This window comes from uncultured Roseibium sp. (assembly GCF_963675095.2).
Taxonomy (GTDB): domain Bacteria; phylum Pseudomonadota; class Alphaproteobacteria; order Rhizobiales; family Stappiaceae; genus Roseibium.
Window position 1 is genome coordinate 114259 of the sequence record NZ_CAXXSJ010000056.1, and the last position, 18085, is coordinate 132343.

Consider the following 18085-nt stretch of genomic DNA (forward strand, 5'->3'; position numbering starts at 1 on the left):
CTCAGGTTCCGTACGGTTCCAAAATCAAATCGCGGGTGACAATAACCCGGACTGGAAACCCGGGTCGGATCGTCAGCGTCGGAGCGACTTGCAACTGGCGCTGGACGATCTGCTGGCCGGCATCGTTGATCGTGTCCTGTGCACCATTGCGGATCGCCTGGATCAGGCGCTCATCATCATCCATCGTCAGTTCGGCACCGACCGAAAGCAGCGTGGAGAGCCCGGCTGCCTTGGCGAGATCCCACCAATGGTGGTCGACCCCATCCTCAAGACCGGCATAGCCCTGCGTGTCGGCGCCCGGCTGGCGCTCGAGGACGATGGAACGGCCGTTGGGGAAGATCAGCCGGTTCCAAACCAGGAGCACACGCCGATCGCCGAAACCTACATCACTACTGTACTCGCCGATGATGCGCGTACCCTGCGGAACTAGGAGCGTGTTTCCCGTTGGACTGTCGTAGATATGCTGGGTGACCTGTGCCGTAATCTGGCCAGGGAGATCGGAGCGGATGCCAGTGATGAGCGCAGCCGGAATGACGGACCCGGCCTGCAGCACATAGGGCGATGCCGGCGCCATCATACGGTCGGGCGCCACGGTGCGCCGGTCCACGGAACCGTTGAGGAAGCCGAGATCGCTGTTTTGCGCTGCGCCCGGATGGTTGCCGAGATTCAGCCCGGCGATCGATGGTGCCGGCGTCTCTCGCGCCGCGCCCTGCGCGGTCTGGAAGAAGACCCGACTGGTGCGCGCGGCCTCTTCCTCGGCCATGCGCCGCTGCTCCTCCGGATCGACGGCCGGCGCATTGATGGTCGGCGGCGGGACGGGTTGGCCGCGTTGCTGAGCGTCGAGGATCGGACGGCCGAGATCGCCGGGCAGTGGTGGACCGAGCACCGGACCGGTGTAGTCGCTAGGCAACTCATTCAATCCATCCGCGGTGTTGCGGTGCTCGGTCGAGTAAAGCTCGCCGCTGCCCGCGCCATTTTCGGGCGTCTGGAGCGCATAGATCAAAGCAGCACCGACACCGAGGGCGGCGACGAGACCGAGGCCAGCCAGGACACGCCGCGAAAGCCGAGTCACGCGCGGCGGATTTCCCCGCAACCGCATTGGTTCGGCGGTATCGTCCGGCGTCGCTTCGAGTGGGACGCCATCTTCCCTGCTGCCGTCGACATCGCTCATGATCCTGGCCTCCCGTCGGTTCGCACGATCCTGACGATCTGCTGGCGGTCGCCACTGCCGAGGCGCAGCTCAGCGGCCGCGAAGATGCGGTCTACTATCAGGATGTTGCGGTAGATGCGGCTGTTGACGATTTCCGGCTCGCCATCCGAGCCGAGCACGAAGAGCGGCGGCATCTCGCCCTGCACGATCCCGGCGGGGAAGACGATGTAAACACGCCTGCCGTCGTCGAAGACCGAGACCGGCCGCCAGGGCGGGCTGTCGCCTTGCAGCCCGTAGCGGTAATGGCGCACCGAGGCCGCCGGGATCACCGGCGTGGACGGCGCCGCGCCCTGCGATGCGGGCGGCTGCGGATAGGCCCAGGCGACGGCGGGCATATAGGGATCGTCGCGAGACCGCAGTTCGATCATGTAGGTCCGGCGATCGGTGGTGATCACCAGGTTGGTCATGATGTCGGGGCGTGTCGGTTTGACGAGGATATGGACGCGCCGGGATGTCCCCGAACCGCTCTCCGTGTCTCCGATGATCCAGCGGGCGGTGTCGCCGGCCGCGATCGGACCGGCCCCGGTCAGCGTCTCGCCCGGCTCGAGCGCGATGTCAGTGATCTGCCCGGGCGCGGAATAGACTTGGTAGAGCGCGCCCTCGCTCCAAGGGTAGATCTGGATCGCGTTGTAGTAGCCTTCCTGCCGGGGCTCGACACGTGCCGCCGCGTTGGCGTTGTCGACCCGGTCCGCCGGTGTGGTCGCGGCCGAGCCGCCCCGTGCAACTGTCCAGGCCGGCGGCGTATGGAGCGGCTGCGGCGATCCGTCGGTCGTCGGTCTCTCGACCCTCGGCAGCGGTGGCACGCTGTCGTCGTAGCTGATCTCCGGCGGACGATAGGTGGCGCATCCGGCGAGCGCCGATGCGGAAATCAGCACAAGCGGCAAAGCAGCTTTACGGAAAACCGGGAACGCAGGTTTGCAGGTGATCGTGCTCACTGCCCCATCTCCCGCGACCAGTTGATGGCGTTGACGAAGATGCCGAGCGGATTGGCGCGCAGCCTCTCGGCGTCATGCGGCGGCTGGATGACGATGGTCAGGATCGCGGTCCATCGCTCCGTCGTGGAGAGCTGGCCGTTCTCGTAGTGCCGCTCCGTCCAGGCCACGCGGAAGGAATTGGGCGAGGCGCGAATGACGCTGGAGACCTCGACGGCGATCTGCTGATGCCCGACCCGTGTGAATGGATCGTTGGCGCGGGCATAGTCGTTGAGCGCCAACGCGCCGCGATCGGTGGTGAATTCGTACGCGCGCAGCCAGTTCTGGCGCACGATGATCGCGTCGGCGGGGATCGCGCGCACCTGCTCGATGAAGCGCGCGAGGTGGAAGGCGATCTGCGGATCGCTCGGCTCAAAGCTGGCGTCGGCAGGGCCGACAGCATGGGCCTCGCCGAGATTGTCGACCTCGACGACCCAGGGCACGACCGAGCCGGTCGTGGATTGCCAGACCAGGGCAGTTGCGAAGACGCCGGACAGGATCAGGCAGCCAAAGGCCATCAGACGCCAATTGCGCGCCTGCACGCGGGCCGAGCCGATGCGGTCGTCCCAGACCTGCGCCGCGCGCTGATACGGCGTCTCGGGCTCAGGGGACTTGCCGTAATGGATGGTGGATCTTTTGAATAAGCTCATGAGCGATTCCCCTCGGAGAGATTGACAGAACTGGCGCCGCCATGGCTGTCGCCGGACCGCACGGCGTGCGCGGCGGCCTGGACACCGTGGGAGAACCGTTGCGAGCGCTTCATGCGCTTGGCCCAATCAGGTGGACCGTCTTCTGTGGTGAAAGAGGAAGCGGCGGTGCTCGCAGCGCTGGTGGCATCGCCCAACCTTCCGCCGGTCGTCTCGAAGGCTGCTCGCCCGCCTGCCTGGAAACTCTGTTTCATGCTGCTGGCGGCATTGACCCCAGCGCGCCGCAATGGGGACACGGCAGCGCGTGCGCCGGTGCTCGCCACGGCGCCAAGTCCGGAGGCGACGCCGGCCGCACCGGACTGACCGGCGGAGCCGAGGCTGTATGCAGTTGCCGCCCCACCCGCCGCAGCGGCACCACCGCGCGCAGCGGCCGCGGTGCCGGAGAGCGCCATGCCGGCCCCTCTGGCGGCGAGACCGGCAGCGCCTGCACCTGCGAGTGCCGCGCCGCCCACGGCAAGGCCAGTGCCGACGGCCGCGCCTGCACCGAGTTGCGGTCCGCCTGAGACGAGGCCGTTGGCGATCCCCGGTCCGAAGATGCCGAGGCCGAGTAGCGAAAGGGCCGCGAGCACCACGGCCATGGCTTCGTCGATCGTGGGCGTGACACCGCCGAAGCCGGCGGTGAACTGCGAGAACAAGGTCGAGCCGATGCCGATGACCACGGCGAGGACCAGCACCTTGATGCCCGACGAGATCACGTTGCCGAGCACCCGCTCGGCCATGAAGGCGGTCTTGCCGAAGAGGCCGAAGGGAATGAGGACGAAGCCGGCAAGTGTCGTCAGCTTGAACTCGATCAGGGTGATGAAAAAGCTGGATGGACAGGATGAAGAAGGCGAGCAGGACGAGCGCCCAGGCAAAGAGCAGGCACGCGATCTGGATGAAGTTCTCGAAGAAGGCGACCCAGCCCATCAGGTCCGAAATGGATTCGAGCAGCGGCCGCGCCGCATCGAGCCCGGTCTGGGCGACACGGCCTGGCCGCATCAGATCGGCTGCGGTGAAGCCGGTGCCCGAGGCCATCAGACCGAGGCCGGCGAAACTCTCGAAGACGATGCGGGCGAGATTGTTCCAGTTGCCGATGATATAGGCGAAGACGCCAACGAAGAGGGTCTTCTTGACGAGCCGTGCGATGATGTCGTCGTCGGCGCCCCCAGGACCAGAACAGCGCCGCCAGCGTCACGTCGATGACGATCAATGTCGTCGCGATGAAGGCCACCTCACCACCGAGCAGACCGAAGCCGCTGTCGATGTAGCTGGTGAAGACCCCCAGGAAATTGTCGATGACGCCCCGTTCCGCCCATGGAACTTTATTCCTCGTCTCGGGATGCGGCGCCGGACGGTGCGCGGCCGAGGAAACGGTCGCGGGTCTCGGCCCAGACAGCGAGACACTCCGCATCACGGACGGCGGCTTCGCCGAGTTGCTGGCAGCGGCGCTGCTCCGCGCGCAGCGGATCGACGGAGGGGGCAAGCGCTGGCGCGAGCGCCGGCTGTGCGGGCGCGTCTTCGCGCGTCAACTCGATCACCGTCGCCGTGATGGCGAAGGCGACGAAGACGATTGCCCCGATCCGTGCCAGCGTCTTGCCCTCCATCGCTCCCTCCTTTCCGGTCATCGGCAGTGTCAGTTGCCGCCTGTGTTGAACATCTGCGCGTTGCCGGGCTGGTAACCGCTGCCGGGCGTCAGGAAGCGCTCGCGCTGCACACGTCCCTGTTCGGCCGCCGCCGCACGTTCAGCGTCCGTCAACGCTTGGGCGCGGCCATTGGCGGCGATGACGGCCGTTAAGTCGGCGAACTGCTGCGCCTGCAATGCGAGGAGCTGATTTCCAGCCTGCGTCGCCTGAAGCGCGCCGGTCGCCCCCTGGCTCTGGTCAACCAGCGCTTCCATCTGGGCGCGGTTGGTCTCGATATTGCCGACCACGCCGGCCTGGACGCGCATGGCGTCCTGCAGACCGCCGACGGTGTTCTCCCAGCGTGATCGGGCATCGGCGACGAGTTGCTGCTCGGAAGCGCTCATGTCGATGTTGCTGTAGTTCTGCTGGAAGGCCTGATCGATCTGCTGGACGTCGAAGGCGATGTTCTGGGCCTGCTGTAGGAGGGACTGGGTGCGGCCGACGGCCTGCTGAAGCTGCTGGAGCGACGAGTAAGGCAGGTTGGCGAGGTTGCGCGCCTGGTTGATGAGCATCTGCGCTTCGTTCTGAAGCGAAGTGATCTGGTTGTTGATCTGCTCGAGGGCACGTGCCGCTTGAAGAACGTTCTGCGCATAGTTGGTGGGATCGTAGACAATCCATGCCGCAGAGGCCGGCGGCGCCAGCACCATCGGCAGGACCGCGACCGGCGCGGCAATGAGCGCGGCGGCGAAGCGGGCCGTGCGCGAACGGGATTTACGTGTCTTCATGGTCAGGCTCCTTCTGGGGCTGGGGGGTGAGATTGCGGAGATCGGGAATGAGATCGGCCGCCCAGTCGGCACCGCGCTCGCGCAGCCAGGCGGCGAGGAAGTCCGAGCGGCCATGTTCGGCAAGGATGCGCGCGATGGCGGTCTGGTCGGTCTTGGCGGAAGTGGCGCAGAGAGCGAGTGCGACCTCGCTGAGACCCAGTTCGAAGAGACGGTTGCCGCGCCGCGACTGGCAGTAATAGTCGCGCTTGGGCGTGGCCCGCGCGAGGATCTCGATCTGGCGGTCGTTGAGACCGAAACGTCGGTAGATCGCCGTGATCTGTGGCTCGATCGCGCGCTCGTTGGGGAGCAGCAACCGCGTCTGGCAGCTCTCGATGATGGCGGGAGCGATGGCCGAGCCATCGATGTCGCTGAGGCTCTGGGTCGCGAAGACGACGGAAGCATTCTTCTTCCGGAGCGTCTTCAGCCACTCGCGAAGCTGGCCGGCGAAACCCTCGTCGTCCAGCGCCAGCCAGCCCTCGTCGATGATGATAAGGGTCGGCGAGCCATCGAGCCGGTCCTCGATGCGATGGAAGAGGTAGGCGAGCACCGCTGGCGCCGCGTCGGTGCCGATCAGGCCTTCGGTTTCGAAGGCCTGAACGCTTGCCTCGCCGAGATGCTCGGTCTCCGCGTCTAGCAGGCGCCCATAGGCGCCTCCGACGCAATAGGGCCTGAGCGCCTGCTTCAGGTCATTGGACTGGAGCAGCACCGCAAGTCCGGTGATCGTGCGTTCGCCGGCGGGCGCCGAGGCGAGCGAGGTCAGCGCCGTCCAGAGATGTTCCTTCACCTCCGGGTTGATCTCGATGCCCTCGCGCATCAGGATCGCCGCAACCCAGTCGGCGGCCCAGGCGCGTTCGGCCGTCTCTTCGAGACGCGAGAGCGGCTGTAGCGATACGCTTTGGTCATCACCTTCGGTCAAACCGCCGCCGAGATCGTGCCAGTCGCCGCCCATGGCGAGCGCGGCCGCCCGGATCGAGCCGCCGAAATCGAAGGCGAAGACCTGAGCGCCGGCATAACGCCGGAACTGCAGCGCCATGAGCGCGAGCAGCACGGACTTGCCGGCGCCGGTCGGGCCGACGACGAGCGTGTGCCCGACATCGCCGACATGAAGGGAAAACCGGAACGGGGTCGAGCCTTCGGTCTTGCCGAACAGCAGTGGGGGCGCAGCGAAGTGCTCGTCCCGTTCCGGCCCCGCCCACACGGCGCTGAGGGGGATCATGTGGGCGAGATTGAGCGTGGAGATCGGCGGCTGGCGGACATTGGCGTAGACATGTCCGGGCAGCGAGCCGAGCCACGCATCGACGGCGTTGATGGTCTCGGGCATCGCGGTGAAATCGCGGCCCTGGATGACCTTCTCGACCAGGCGCAGCTTCTCGTCGGCAACGCGCGGGTCTGCATCCCAAACGGTCACCGTGGCGGTGACATAGGCGACACCGGCATAGTCCGCGCCAAGCTCCTGCAGCGCGAGATCGGCATCGGCCGCCTTGTTCGAGGCGTCGGTGTCGACCAGCACCGAGGCCTCGTTGGTCATGACCTCCTTGAGGATCGCAGCAATCGACTTGCGCTTGGCGAACCACTGGCGGCGGATGCGGGTCAGCAGCCTCGTCGCATCCGTCTTGTCCATAAGGATGGCGCGGGTAGACCAGCGATAGGGAAAGGCCAGCCGATTGAGCTCGTCGAGCAGGCCGGGCGTGGTCGCGGTCGGAAATCCGGTGATCGTCAGGACACGCAGATGCACGTCGCCGAGCAGTGGTTCGAGCCCGCCGGTGAGTGGCTGGTCAGCGAGCAGCGCGTCCAGATATATCGGCGTCTCGGGCACGCGAACGCGATGGCGCTTGGTGGAAACGCAGCCATGCAGATAGGTCAGTGTCTCGGCGTCATCGAGCCACTGGCATTCGGGCATGAAGGCATCGACCAGGCGCAGGACGCGATCAGTGCGGTCCGCGAAGCCTGTCAGGACTTCGTGCGGATCGACGCCCTTGGTCTCTCGGCCTTCATAGAGCCAGCTCTCGGCGCGTGCAGCATCCTCGGCCGGTGGCAGATAGGTGAAGGTCAGGAAATAGCTCGACTCGAAATGCGCGCCGGCTTCCTCGAAGCTCGCCTTGCGCTCGGCATCGACAAGGGCGGAGGCGGCATCGGGAAAGCGGCTGTCGGGATAGCTGTTGGACGGATGGCGCTGCGCCTCGACGAAGATCGCCCAGCCCGAACCGCGACGGCGGAAGGCGTTGTTAAGTCGGCCGGCGACGGCAATGAGTTCCGCCGGGACCGCGGAATCGAGGTCCGGACCCCGAAACCGCGCCGTGCGCTGGAAGCTGCCGTCCTTGTTGAGGACGACGCTTTGGCCGACCAGGGCCACCCACGGCAGGTAATCGGCGAGCCGGGTGTTGCGGTTGCGGTATTCGGCTAGGTTCATCATTGGCCTGCGCTCCCCTTCAGACGGTCAGATGCGCGGGAATGCGCAGATGGCGGCGGCCGACCTCGACGAAGAGCGGATCGCGCTTGGCGGCCCAGACCGCCGCGATGTGTCCGATCGCCCAGATTGCAATGCCGACCAGCCAGAGCCTCAGACCAAGACCCACAGCCCCGGCGAGCGTGCCGTTCATAATGGCGATGGCGCGCGGCGCACCGCCCAGCAGGATCGGCTCGGTAAGCGCCCGGTGAACGGGAACTGAGAAGCCGAGCAGTTCCCCACCCTGATCGGAAGCGCCCGCCATCAGACCAGCGCCCCGCCGCCGAAAGAAAAGAAGGACAGGAAGAACGAACTCGCCGCGAAGGCTATCGACAGGCCGAAGACGATCTGGATCAGGCGCCTGAAGCCGCCGGACGTGTCGCCGAAAGCGAGCGTCAGGCCGGTGATGATAATTATGATGACGGCGATGATCTTGGCGACCGGCCCCTCGATGGATTCGAGGATGGACTGAAGCGGCGCCTCCCAGGGCATGGAGGAACCGGAGGCATGGGCGGCGGGCGCCATCATCAAGGTGATGATCGCCACCGACGTGGCGGTCGCCAGTCTCTGACGGGCGTTACACAGAGTCTGGTTCATGGGTGCGTTCCTTTGCGGTTGCTGTCAGAAGAGGAAGTTCCGAAGCCGTGATCGCTCCGGCGACGCGATAGTCGCCATCAGGGCCGAGACCTTCGACACGGGCGAGTTCGGAAAGACGGCGGGCGGAGCCGCGTCCCGACAGCACCGCCACGAGGTCGATGGTCTCCGCGATCAGCGCGCGAGGCACGGTGACGACCGCTTCTTGGATGAGCTGTTCGAGACGCCGCAGCGCGCCGAGCGCCGAGCCCGCGTGGATCGTGCCGACACCGCCGGGATGGCCGGTGCCCCAGGCCTTGAGGAGATCCAGCGCCTCGCTGCCGCGCACCTCACCGATGGGAATGCGGTCGGGCCGTAGGCGCAAGGACGAACGAACGAGATCGGAGAGCGAGGCAACGCCGTCCTTGGTCCGCATGGCGACGAGGTTGGGCGCGGCGCATTGCAGTTCGCGCGTATCCTCGATGATGACGATGCGGTCGGAGGTCTTCGCGACCTCGGCCAGCAGCGCGTTGGTAAGTGTGGTCTTGCCGGTCGAGGTGCCGCCGGCGACGAGGATGTTGTCTCGGGCCGCGACGCCACCCTGCAGGGCTGATGCCTGCTCCGCCGTCATGATCCCGGCGGCGACATAGTCGTCGAGGGTGAACACCGCGATGGCAGGCTTTCGGATCGCGAAGGCCGGGGCGGCAACCACCGGCGGCAGAAGGCCTTCGAACCTCTCCCCTGTCCCGGGCAGTTCTGCGGAAACGCGCGGGCTTCCGGTATGAACCTCGGCGCCGACGTGATGGGCGACAAGGCGGATGATGCGCTCGCCGTCCTCGGATGACAGGCATTCACCGGTTTCGGACAGGCCCTCGGAGAGACGGTCGATCCAGAGCCGCCCGTCCGGGTTCAACATCACCTCGACGACGCCCGGGTCTTCGAGAAAGCGGGCGATGGCCGGCCCGAGCGCGGTGCGTAGCATCCGCGCGCCGCGAGCGATCCCTTCCGAATTGTGATGCAAAGCCGCCATCTGATCCCCGATTTCTACGGGGACAAACCAAGCGATCCCCATGCGGGGATGATTAAAAGAGCCTGAATTAGGGCTTATTCAACAAGTATTTAGCGTCGTAGTAGTGTAGCGTGCAAATACAGGGAAACGGCGGAGCAACCTTGGCCGATGCGTCGGGATTGACGAGTTGCGGGAGACGAAGCCAGGCACAATTGTTACCGTATTCGACTACGATGATGCGTCCGCAAAGAGATTCTCAGCCATGAAGTCAACGAAGACGCGCAACTTCGGTGACAAATGCCTGCTCGATGGCCACAGGATGCGAAATGTGCCGGAGTGCTGAATGGCCTCGTCGAGTACGCTCACGAGAGTTCCCTCAGAAAGCCGGTCGTACACCGCAAAATCTGGCAGGCAAGCGAGCCCGAGGCCGCGCTCAGTCATATTCAGCAGAGGCTCGATCGCACTTGAGACGTACGCTCGTGGGAGGTTTTCGATTGGCGTTCCTTCTGCACCGACGACAAACCATTCTTCCAGCTTGCCCGTCGATGGATAGCGGTGAAGCAGGCAGCGATGAGTTGCCAGATCGGCAGGCGTGCGCGGAACGCCGTATTGTTTGAAATAGGCCGGTGCGCCGACCAGCTTGTAGTGGAACTCCCCGAGTGATCGCGTCATCAGTCTGGAATCGCTCGCCTCGCCGGTCCGGATCACAGCATCGAAACCTTCCTCGATCACGTCGACAAGGCGGTCGGTGAAATCGAGGTCGAGTTCGATTTCGGGCCAGGCCCGCATGAAGGCCGACAGGGTCGGCATCATCAGCATGCCGACCAGGGGCAGACTGACCCGCAGCACACCACTCGGGTGCGCGCGCGTCTGCGACAGTTCCAGTTCAGCAGCTTCCATTTCGCAAAAGATGCGGCGGCATCGTTCCAGAAACAGGCTGCCTTCCGGCGTCAGCGTAATGGCGCGGGTCGAACGATGAAACAGCCTCACGCCGAGACGCTCCTCAAGGCGCGCGATAGCCTTGCCGACAGCCGAGGACGACACGCCGAGCTGCCGTCCCGCAACCGTGAAGCTGCGGGCATCCGCTGCCTGAATGAAGACGCTGAGCGCGCCGAGGCTATCCGTAGAGATCGACATATTGACGGACATTCTAGTCCGAAGTGATCGGAATTGCAGCCCATTTTTCTTTATTGGTGAGCGTGCCAGGTTCGGGATCAGAGCATCGTCTGAGTGAGGTTTCCCATGGCTCCTGCGTCCCAAACCGCTTTCTTCGCATCCCCGCATCCCTCCGTTCCCACCAAGAATATCGAAGCGACTGCCGGCGCGGGAGACGCCCGATGACCGAAGTCAGAGAATACGCCGAAACGCCTTCAAGCGCCGCCACCTCGTCATTCACGTCCGACCGCCTTCCCTGGGGCGGGCTGCTCGCGCTCTCCATGGCGGCCTTCATCACCATTGTGACCGAGGCTTTGCCCGCAGGCCTTTTGCCACAGATCGGCGCCGGCCTTGGCGTCTCGGAGTCCTCTGCGGGGCAGCTTGTCACCCTCTACGCTGTTGGCTCGCTCGTGGCCGCAATTCCGTTGACGACGTTCACGCAAGGCCTCCGCCGCCGTCCGCTCCTACTCGCTGCGATCGCCGGATTTCTCGTGGCGAACACAATCACCACCATTTCGGACAGCTACGGTCTGACACTGGTCGCGCGCTTCGTGGCCGGCGTTTCCGCAGGTCTGCTCTGGGCGCTGGCTGCCGGCTACGCAGCGCGCATGGCGCCTGAGCATCTCAAGGGTCGGGCAATCGCGGTCGCCATGGCGGGAACGCCGCTAGCGCTTTCTCTCGGCGTACCGGCGGGAACCTTCCTTGGAGCGGTCATCGGCTGGCGCGCCTGCTTCGGCCTGATGAGCGGGCTCACTGTCATTCTGATCTTCTGGGTACTGGCCAAAGTCCCGGACTTCGCTGGCGAACCTGCGGGTACACGCCGGTCGCTTATGAGCGTCTTCACGCTGCCTGGAATTCGACCGGTGCTCTTCGTCGTCCTCGCCTACGTGCTCGCCCACAACATTCTCTATACCTATATCGCCCCGTTCCTCAGTGCCGCGGGCATGATGGAGCGAACCGATGCCGTGCTTCTGGTCTTCGGCGTCGCGTCACTGTTCAGCATTTGGATCGTCGGCGTTCTGGTCGACCGTCGATTGCGGGAACTAACTTTGGTCAGCACCGCGCTCTTTGCTCTTTCGGCGGCCGCACTCTGGATCTGGGACGACGTACCGGCGGTCATCTATGGCGCTTCCGCCGTCTGGGGGCTCGCGTTCGGAGGTTGCGCGACTCTTTTTCAAACGGCGAGCGCCAAGACCGCCGGGCCGGCGGCGGACCTCGCTCAATCCATGCTGGTGACGACCTGGAATGCGGCGATCGCAGGGGGTGGTCTCATCGGAGGCATGCTGCTCGACGGACTCGGCGTCGGCGCCTTTGCGCCGAACCTGCTAGTCCTGCTCATTGCAACCTTTGTCGTGGTGCTCGCCGCGCGCCGTCATGGATTCCCGGCTTATCGCTCGACCTGAACTTCGCATTGAACATTCCGGCGGCGACTGGCGGGCATGTGTGAATAAAACTAGGCCGTCGCGAATGCTGGATCGGCGCTATTGATTGCCTGAACCGTCAACATCTTCCGAGATTTCCTGCCTGAGTTTCGGTCCTTTGGCGAGGCGACGGCCGAGAGCAGTAATGAACGCTTCATAGCGTTCCCCCGCTTTCGCCCGTGCGGCTTGCGCAGCCGGTTCTGGCAGGGCCGGTGTCGTGGCCAGCCAGAATCGCACGAAAATGGCCAACGTCTCGACAGAAATCCCGACATCGCGTTCCAGACGTGTCATGCGGCGGTCGAGTTGGTCGAGACGTTTGGCGACAACTGCCTCGCGCTTTTCGGCATCGTCCCGGCGACAGGAAGGAGGCGATCGCCGCCTCCGCGATCATGGACTGTGACTGCTCGCGACGGGTGGCATAGTCCGCCAGCATCGTCTTGACGTCCGGGTCGAGATAGACGGAGATCTGTGTCTTTTTCTTGCGGCCAGGCATAGGCTAAAGCTCCATCCCGTCCTTGGGGTCGAGCGATACCTGCCGCGCCACCCGTTGCATGACACGGGTCATCCGGCTGTTCCGTGCGCTCTCCTCCTGATCGAGATCGACATGGTCGATCTCGAACTCATTTGCGAGGGGCTCTTTCTTCTCGACGGGCTGAGTGCGGCTAAGCTCAGGCTGGCGTCGCCGTTCAGATTCAGTCGTGTCTTCCTCCTCGGTCGCGTTGCCAGTGGCCTCAGCGGTGAGTGCTGGCTTCGGTGGCAATGGCAGCACGGTCCAGTCGTCGCCTCTGGCCTTGGCTGATGCAATCATGGACGGAGGGGGCAGGATACGCTCTTGGAAGCGACGGTCTTCGTAGTAGCGAACCTTGTTTGCGCGGATCGGCGAAGTGCCGGCGACCATGACAATCTCATCGGTGGGTGGAAGCTGCATGACCTCGCCGGGCGTAAGCAACTGACGGGCGGTTTCCGAGCGCGAGACCATCAGATGGCCGAGCCAGGGCGACAAACGGTGCCCAGCATAGTTCTTCATCGCCCTCATTTCCGTCGCCGTACCGAGTGCATCAGATACGCGTTTTGCCGTGCGCTCGTCGTTGGTGGCGAAGCTGACGCGGACATGGCAGTTGTCGAGGATCGAGTTGTTCGGGCCGTAGGCCTTCTCGATCTGGTTCAGCGATTGCGCGATCAGGAAGCTCTTGAGGCCGTAGCCCGCCATGAAAGCCAGCGCACTCTCGAAGAAGTCGAGGCGTCCGAGTGCCGGAAACTCGTCGAGCATGAGCAATAAGCGGTGCCGGCCAGCTTTCTTCTGCAGATCCTCGGTCAGCCGCCGTCCGATCTGATTAAGGATCAGGCGGATCAGTGGCTTCGTACGATTGATGTCAGAAGGCGGTACGACGAGGTAGAGTGTCGTCGGGTGCTTGCCACCGACCATATCGGTGATGCGCCAGTCGCAGCGCCGGGTGACCTTGGCGACGACCGGGTCGCGATAAAGGCCGAGGAACGACATAGCGGTGGAGAGCACACCGGAGCGTTCGTTGTCCGACTTGTTAAGCAGCTCGCGCGCTGCGCTGGCGATGACTGGATGTGGACCGGCTTCGCCCAGATGCGCGGTCCTCATCATAGCCGCTAGTGTCGACTCAATTGGTCGTTTGGGATCGGAAAGGAAGGCGGCGACGCCGGCGAGCGTCTTGTCCTTCTCGGCATAAAGGACATGGAGGATGGCGCCGACCAGCAATGCATGACTGGTCTTCTCCCAATGATTGCGCTTCTCGAGGGAGCCTTCCGGATCGACCAGGATGTCGGCGATGTTCTGGACATCGCGGACCTCCCACTCGCCGCGGCGAACCTCGAGCAACGGATTATAGGCCGACGATTTCGGATTGGTCGGATCAAACAGCAGCACGCGGCCGTGCCGGGCACGAAAGCCTGCCGTAAGCTGCCAATTCTCCCCCTTAATATCATGGACTATGGCCGAGCCCGCCCAAGTCAGAAGCGAGGGGATGACGAGACCGACGCCCTTGCCCGAACGCGTCGGCGCGAAACACAGGACATGCTCCGGCCCCTCATGGCGCAGATAGTCATTTCGGAGCTTACCGAGAACGACGCCGTCGGATCCGAGCAGACCTGCAGCCTTAATTTCATGCGGTTTCGCCCAACGCGCCGATCCATAGGTATCGACGCTTTTTGCCTCGCGCGCCCGCCAGACGGACATGAGGATCGCAACTGCGATCGCGATGAAGCCGCCGGAGGCGGCGATGATGGCGCCCTCGATGAAGATCGGCGGGGCATAGGCGTCGTAGAAATACCACCACCAGAAGAAGGCCGGCGGATAGTAGATCGGCCAGTCGGCGACCTCAAACCAAGGCGTGCCGAGCTGGGTCTGGAAACCAAGCCGCCAAGCCGTCCACTGCGTCGCCGCCCAGGTGGTAGTGAGGACGATCGTGAAGACGATGAGGATCTGACCCCAAAGAATTTTCGTACCCGACATGGCCCATAGTCCGCGCAAATATCGGTACGCTGGAGGCTGGGAGCCGGATCGGCAAGCCCGCCAGTTCTCATGTAGTAGGAACGACGGCTAGCGGATAAACAACGGCGGACCCAGGAGATCGCACTACCCACAAAGCCGCCAAGGCCATTCCGCAGCCAAAGTCGGGTCGGCCCCGACAGCCACGTCAGCGTGTTCAAGGTAAAGATGTAGGATTTCGGGGTATGATGATTGCCGTCTTCGAACGAATCGACTTCATTCCATCATGCGTCTCTATCATTTCACATCCCAGAAATTCGGACTGCTTGCGATTAAGGATCGCCGTCTCAAAATCGCACGCGTTAACGAATTGAACGATCCATTCGAATTCCTCGGATGGAATCTTCAAGACCCCGAGACGCGAGCGAAGATGCGGCAGTGGAAAGCGGATCGGAACGCCGAACTCGGCATTCTGTGCTTCAGCCGCAAGTGGTCGAATCCGCTGCTCTGGGGCCACTACGCCGATAAGCATCGGGGTATGGCGATTGGCTTCGACGTGCCTGACAATGATCTCTACAGCCCGGTGAAATATCGCCGTACCCGCCTGCCCACGCCCGTGAGCCGCGAACTGGTAGGCGCTGAAGTGGACGGCTTGTTGCTGACCAAATTCAGCGCCTGGCGATACGAATCTGAGTATCGCTGCTTCTGTCGTCTCGGCGAGAGCATCCAGGAGAACGGTCTCTATTTTGAGCCGTTCTCGCCGACCCTCAAGCTCGCCGAGGTCATCGTCGGCGACCAGTCGACAATCACCCGCGCCGAACTCGCGGACGCTCTTGGCAAACAGAATTCGAACGTGACCGTCTTCAAGGCCCGGCCGGCATTCGGCACGTTCTCGGTCGTTAAGACCGGAACGCCGCCCTTTGGAGATGAGGAGGCCGCCATCGATGACCACGCGCCAAGACATCATCCCGGCAAACCTCGCAAACCTGCACTGCGGTGAGGAGCAACTTCGTGAGAAAGCTCTTGGCATCATTGCCGGCGACGAGCGGCTGAGACTGCACCTCGCCATCGTGGAAGCCGCCATGGATCTCGCCGACATCTTCCGCCAGTTCGACACCAGCGACGAAGACCTGAAAGTGGCTCAGGTTCTCGGGATGCGGACATTCAACGCCCTTGGTGCAAGCCTGAAGTTGGCGCTTTCCGGCTACCACCAGAACAGCGCTCTCATCCTCCGTGACGTGCTTGAGACTGTCTTCCTGCTCAGGCCTTTTCGCCGGCGACCGGACACTGATAAAGCGATGGCGCAATGCAGACAAGAAGGCGCGGATGAAGGAATTCTCGCCGGTAAAGGTCCGTGAGGCGCTGGATGCCCGCGACGGCTTTACCTCGAAACGACGCGCCGAAATGTACGAGCTATTTTCCGAGTTAGCCGGCCATCCCACCATGAAATCGGCTTGGATGATGCGACCACAAAAGGAAGGCGACGCGGTCATTGGCCCCTTCATGGAGGCAACGGCTCTCGAAGCGGTTGTCTCCGAAATGGGCCGCCTCGCCGTTCAAGTCGGTGAACAGATCAACGCCTTTCTCCTGCGGACTGGACGCGCGGCCAGCCCGCCCGTGTTGTGTTCGCCCGACTCAAGCTGGAGTGGATCTCGACCTTCTACCCAACTGCCCGAAACGAAAACCAATAGTTGATGTCCGATAGCGAATACATGGCCCACACAGAGTGCCCAAGCGACCATCCCCAAGTATCGGGAAAGGGCTCGATCAGGCTCGCAGCCGCCCTTTGCGTGGTTGGCGTTGCTAGTTCGGCCTGCTGATCAAGTTCACCGGCCCAGCCCCCGCTTGCGGCCGAAGCTCCAGTCAACGCCGCCGTCGCCGCGTGCCACGCCTGAGACGTGGCGGCCAAGGTGTTTTTCGAGCGAGGGCGTCCAGGGAACAAGCTGGAAGCCAAGACCATCGTCGATCATCGCGAAGCGTCCGGAGGCGAGCGACAGGCGCTGGCGATAGGTGCCGACGATATACTCGCCGCTGCCTGCGCGTTGGAACGGTTGCCCGGTCTGCGCCGCCAACTTCTCTCCGAGTTCCTCCACCTCGCGCCGACGGAGCGTGTCGAGCAGATTGCGGCTGAAGACAACCCGGTGGCCGTGTCGCTCGGCAAAACCCTCTCCGATCAGATGTTCCGCGCGCCGGTCCAGAGCGCCGCGCACTTCAGCCCCGAACCCGCTTTCAGACAGCACTGCGGGGTCACGTGAAATGTTCTGGCGGTCGAGCCAGGTCGCGCCCGATGCGGTCACCTGTCGTTCGATGGCTAAATCGGAACGCCCGGCGAGGGCGACCCGTCGCCTGCCACGTGCATCGTCATAGGCGCGCAGTTCGACGATCGAGTTCGGCGCGCTGTCACCGGCGGCGTCGAGATCGGCGAGCTTGATGTGGTGAGTCCGCCCGTCGACTCCGTCGACCACGGCATAGGCCGTGCCTTTGAGCTCGTCATCGAGGCCGCGTTCGACCAGTCGCCCGACGATCGGAGTGTCGAGACTCTCGGCCGCCAGAACATAGTCCGCAGACCCTCGTTCAATACCCCGCTCGGTCAGCGCGCGGTGCATGCGCTTGATGATGTCGCCGCGCTCGCCAAGTTCGCGCAGCGTCGCCTCGGCATTGTCAGCGATCATCCATTGGCCGGGTCCGACCTGCTCGGCGAGGCCCAGCGTCTCCAGCTTGCGCAGGCGCCCGACCTTCAGCGCTCGGAACTCGTCGGGCTGCTCGCCCGGTTGCGGCGCGAGGTCGATGACGCCGGTGCGTCGGCCGTCGCGAGCGAGCTGGCGATCGAGTTGCGTCCAGCGGTCGGCGCCAATCTGGCTTTCGAGATCGCGGCGGATGTCGAGATCAGTCCTCGGTCCAAGTTCTAAAGTGATGAGGCTTCGCGCCCGGTCACGCATGCCTTCCTTGATATAGTCGCGCGAGATCACGAGGTCCTCGCCATCGTCGCGGATACCGCGCACGATCAGATGGACATGCGGGTGTTCGGTGTTCCAGTGATCGACCGCCACCCAGTCGAGATCGGTGCCGAGATCCTTCTCCATCTGTCCGACCAGGTCACGGGTGAAGGATCGGAGGTCGGATATCTCCAGCGCATCGTCGGGTGAGACGATGAAGCGAAAATGATGCCGGTCACCCTCGCAGCGCTCGGCGAAGGCTCGGCCATCCGCCTCCTCCTCTCCCGGCCCGAACAGCCGTGCCTTCTCGCCGTCGCGGGTGACGCCATCGCGGCGCAGATAATCGAGATGGGTGCCGAGTGGCGCGGCACGCGCGGAATGGCGGACGACGCGCGCCTTGATGACCGCGCCACGCGAGCGGGCGGTGATGAGGCAATCGGCCTGGATGCTGGCGCGCTGGCCGTGGCCGAAGCGCGAGCGGTTGCCGGACGTGACGCGCCCGGAACGCGACACGCCGCCCCCCGCCTTCTTCGCGGCCGCCAGGGCCTGGGCGATGAAGGGGCGCGCCGCCTGGGCGCGGGTCGAGCGGATGCGGCCGGGACGGATGCGGAACTCGCGGTCATCGCCCATGGCATCGCTCTGCAATGTGCGGAAAACCCAGCAAATTTGGGATGTTGAACGCTCGGCGCACATTGCGGCGGAGCTGGACAATGTGCGGAACGCGCCAGAAAACCCAACAAAACCAACCGACCGACCGACGCGCAATGTGCGCCC

The 18085-nt window shown here is 64.0% G+C and carries 16 protein-coding genes and 2 pseudogenes; 4 read left to right on the top strand and 14 right to left on the bottom strand.

Translation table 11 applies throughout. The features are described from left to right. Window position 1: 1 nt before the first annotated feature. The 11 genes and pseudogenes from ABIN98_RS21905 to ABIN98_RS21955 all read right to left on the bottom strand — a co-directional run bounded on the left by ABIN98_RS21905 (window position 2) and on the right by ABIN98_RS21955 (window position 10490). Window positions 2-1171: a TrbI/VirB10 family protein gene (locus ABIN98_RS21905; RefSeq protein WP_346913132.1), complete on the bottom strand. Its 1170-nt coding sequence runs from the start codon at window positions 1169-1171 to the stop codon at window positions 2-4. Further along, on the bottom strand, window positions 1168-2145 hold the full coding sequence (gene trbG / locus ABIN98_RS21910; protein WP_346913134.1) for a P-type conjugative transfer protein TrbG: 978 nt from the start codon (window positions 2143-2145) through the stop codon (window positions 1168-1170). The genes ABIN98_RS21905 and trbG overlap by 4 nt, the downstream gene beginning before the upstream one ends. Then, entirely contained in the window at window positions 2142-2831 is a 690-nt protein-coding gene (gene trbF, locus ABIN98_RS21915) for a conjugal transfer protein TrbF (protein ID WP_346913136.1), read from the bottom strand. The genes trbG and trbF overlap by 4 nt, the downstream gene beginning before the upstream one ends. After that, a pseudogene (gene trbL, locus ABIN98_RS21920) lies at window positions 2828-4183 on the bottom strand (P-type conjugative transfer protein TrbL). The gene trbF and the pseudogene trbL overlap by 4 nt, the downstream one beginning before the upstream one ends. A 6-nt stretch (window positions 4184-4189) precedes the next feature. Next, a complete protein-coding gene (trbK-alt, locus tag ABIN98_RS21925) occupies window positions 4190-4471 on the bottom strand; it encodes a putative entry exclusion protein TrbK-alt (protein ID WP_346913330.1) in 282 nt (93 codons plus the stop codon). Between the two features lie 29 nt (window positions 4472-4500). Next, window positions 4501-5274: a P-type conjugative transfer protein TrbJ gene (trbJ, locus tag ABIN98_RS21930; protein WP_346913138.1), complete on the bottom strand. Its 774-nt coding sequence runs from the start codon at window positions 5272-5274 to the stop codon at window positions 4501-4503. Continuing rightward, window positions 5261-7726: a conjugal transfer protein TrbE gene (gene trbE / locus ABIN98_RS21935; protein WP_346913140.1), complete on the bottom strand. Its 2466-nt coding sequence runs from the start codon at window positions 7724-7726 to the stop codon at window positions 5261-5263. The genes trbJ and trbE overlap by 14 nt, the downstream gene beginning before the upstream one ends. Before the next feature lie 16 nt (window positions 7727-7742). Further along, the gene (locus tag ABIN98_RS21940; protein ID WP_189425915.1) at window positions 7743-8024 is read right to left on the bottom strand and encodes a VirB3 family type IV secretion system protein; all 282 of its coding nucleotides are present in this window, start codon (window positions 8022-8024) and stop codon (window positions 7743-7745) included. Further along, window positions 8024-8356, bottom strand: a complete 333-nt coding sequence (locus ABIN98_RS21945) for a TrbC/VirB2 family protein (protein ID WP_346913142.1) — start codon at window positions 8354-8356, stop codon at window positions 8024-8026. Before ABIN98_RS21945 ends, ABIN98_RS21940 begins: the two co-directional genes overlap by 1 nt. Further along, a complete protein-coding gene (gene trbB / locus ABIN98_RS21950; protein ID WP_346913144.1) occupies window positions 8337-9362 on the bottom strand; it encodes a P-type conjugative transfer ATPase TrbB in 1026 nt (341 codons plus the stop codon). Before trbB ends, ABIN98_RS21945 begins: the two co-directional genes overlap by 20 nt. A gap of 207 nt (window positions 9363-9569) precedes the next feature. After that, the gene (locus tag ABIN98_RS21955) at window positions 9570-10490 is read right to left on the bottom strand and encodes a LysR family transcriptional regulator (protein ID WP_346913146.1); all 921 of its coding nucleotides are present in this window, start codon (window positions 10488-10490) and stop codon (window positions 9570-9572) included. 188 nt (window positions 10491-10678) lie between these two features. On the opposite strand from ABIN98_RS21955, the gene ABIN98_RS21960 reads away from it, so the two are divergent. Beyond that, window positions 10679-11899, top strand: coding sequence for an MFS transporter (locus ABIN98_RS21960; RefSeq protein WP_346913148.1), 1221 nt, complete (start codon window positions 10679-10681; stop codon window positions 11897-11899). 78 nt (window positions 11900-11977) lie between these two features. Here the strand turns inward: ABIN98_RS21960 and ABIN98_RS21965 are convergent. Together ABIN98_RS21965 and ABIN98_RS21970 are read right to left on the bottom strand one after the other, a co-directional pair. Then, a pseudogene (locus ABIN98_RS21965) lies at window positions 11978-12410 on the bottom strand (CopG family transcriptional regulator). A gap of 3 nt (window positions 12411-12413) precedes the next feature. Beyond that, a complete protein-coding gene (locus ABIN98_RS21970) occupies window positions 12414-14399 on the bottom strand; it encodes a conjugal transfer protein TraG (RefSeq protein ID WP_346913150.1) in 1986 nt (661 codons plus the stop codon). Window positions 14400-14661: 262 nt separating this feature from the next. On the opposite strand from ABIN98_RS21970, the gene ABIN98_RS21975 reads away from it, so the two are divergent. The 3 genes from ABIN98_RS21975 to ABIN98_RS21985 are packed head-to-tail and all read left to right on the top strand — an operon-like array spanning window position 14662 to window position 16070. Then, entirely contained in the window at window positions 14662-15375 is a 714-nt protein-coding gene (locus ABIN98_RS21975; protein ID WP_346913152.1) for a DUF2971 domain-containing protein, read from the top strand. Next, the gene (locus ABIN98_RS21980) at window positions 15320-15733 is read left to right on the top strand and encodes a hypothetical protein (protein ID WP_346913154.1); all 414 of its coding nucleotides are present in this window, start codon (window positions 15320-15322) and stop codon (window positions 15731-15733) included. Before ABIN98_RS21975 ends, ABIN98_RS21980 begins: the two co-directional genes overlap by 56 nt. Next, window positions 15702-16070, top strand: a complete 369-nt coding sequence (locus ABIN98_RS21985) for a hypothetical protein (protein ID WP_346913156.1) — start codon at window positions 15702-15704, stop codon at window positions 16068-16070. Before ABIN98_RS21980 ends, ABIN98_RS21985 begins: the two co-directional genes overlap by 32 nt. A 131-nt stretch (window positions 16071-16201) precedes the next feature. On the opposite strand, the gene ABIN98_RS21990 is transcribed toward ABIN98_RS21985, so the two are convergent. Further along, window positions 16202-17941 carry a DUF3363 domain-containing protein gene (locus ABIN98_RS21990; protein ID WP_346913158.1) on the bottom strand — a complete coding sequence of 580 codons (1740 nt, stop codon included), beginning with the start codon at window positions 17939-17941 and terminating at the stop codon, window positions 16202-16204. Between the last annotated feature and the right edge of the window lie 144 nt (window positions 17942-18085).

Bases quoted from the DNA above. Each gene is read 5' to 3' on its own strand.
- ABIN98_RS21905 (WP_346913132.1), bottom strand. From the start codon at position 1,171: ATGAGCGATGTCGACGGCAGCAGGGAAGATGGCGTCCCACTCGAAGCG.
- trbF (WP_346913136.1), bottom strand. From the start codon at position 2,831: ATGAGCTTATTCAAAAGATCCACCATCCATTACGGCAAGTCCCCTGAG.
- trbK-alt (WP_346913330.1), bottom strand. From the start codon at position 4,471: ATGGAGGGCAAGACGCTGGCACGGATCGGGGCAATCGTCTTCGTCGCC.
- trbJ (WP_346913138.1), bottom strand. From the start codon at position 5,274: ATGAAGACACGTAAATCCCGTTCGCGCACGGCCCGCTTCGCCGCCGCG.
- trbE (WP_346913140.1), bottom strand. From the start codon at position 7,726: ATGATGAACCTAGCCGAATACCGCAACCGCAACACCCGGCTCGCCGAT.
- ABIN98_RS21940 (WP_189425915.1), bottom strand. From the start codon at position 8,024: ATGGCGGGCGCTTCCGATCAGGGTGGGGAACTGCTCGGCTTCTCAGTT.
- ABIN98_RS21945 (WP_346913142.1), bottom strand. From the start codon at position 8,356: ATGAACCAGACTCTGTGTAACGCCCGTCAGAGACTGGCGACCGCCACG.
- trbB (WP_346913144.1), bottom strand. From the start codon at position 9,362: ATGGCGGCTTTGCATCACAATTCGGAAGGGATCGCTCGCGGCGCGCGG.
- ABIN98_RS21955 (WP_346913146.1), bottom strand. From the start codon at position 10,490: ATGTCCGTCAATATGTCGATCTCTACGGATAGCCTCGGCGCGCTCAGC.
- ABIN98_RS21960 (WP_346913148.1), top strand. From the start codon at position 10,679: ATGACCGAAGTCAGAGAATACGCCGAAACGCCTTCAAGCGCCGCCACC.
- ABIN98_RS21970 (WP_346913150.1), bottom strand. From the start codon at position 14,399: ATGTCGGGTACGAAAATTCTTTGGGGTCAGATCCTCATCGTCTTCACG.
- ABIN98_RS21975 (WP_346913152.1), top strand. From the start codon at position 14,662: ATGCGTCTCTATCATTTCACATCCCAGAAATTCGGACTGCTTGCGATT.
- ABIN98_RS21980 (WP_346913154.1), top strand. From the start codon at position 15,320: ATGACCACGCGCCAAGACATCATCCCGGCAAACCTCGCAAACCTGCAC.
- ABIN98_RS21985 (WP_346913156.1), top strand. From the start codon at position 15,702: ATGAAGGAATTCTCGCCGGTAAAGGTCCGTGAGGCGCTGGATGCCCGC.
- ABIN98_RS21990 (WP_346913158.1), bottom strand. From the start codon at position 17,941: ATGGGCGATGACCGCGAGTTCCGCATCCGTCCCGGCCGCATCCGCTCG.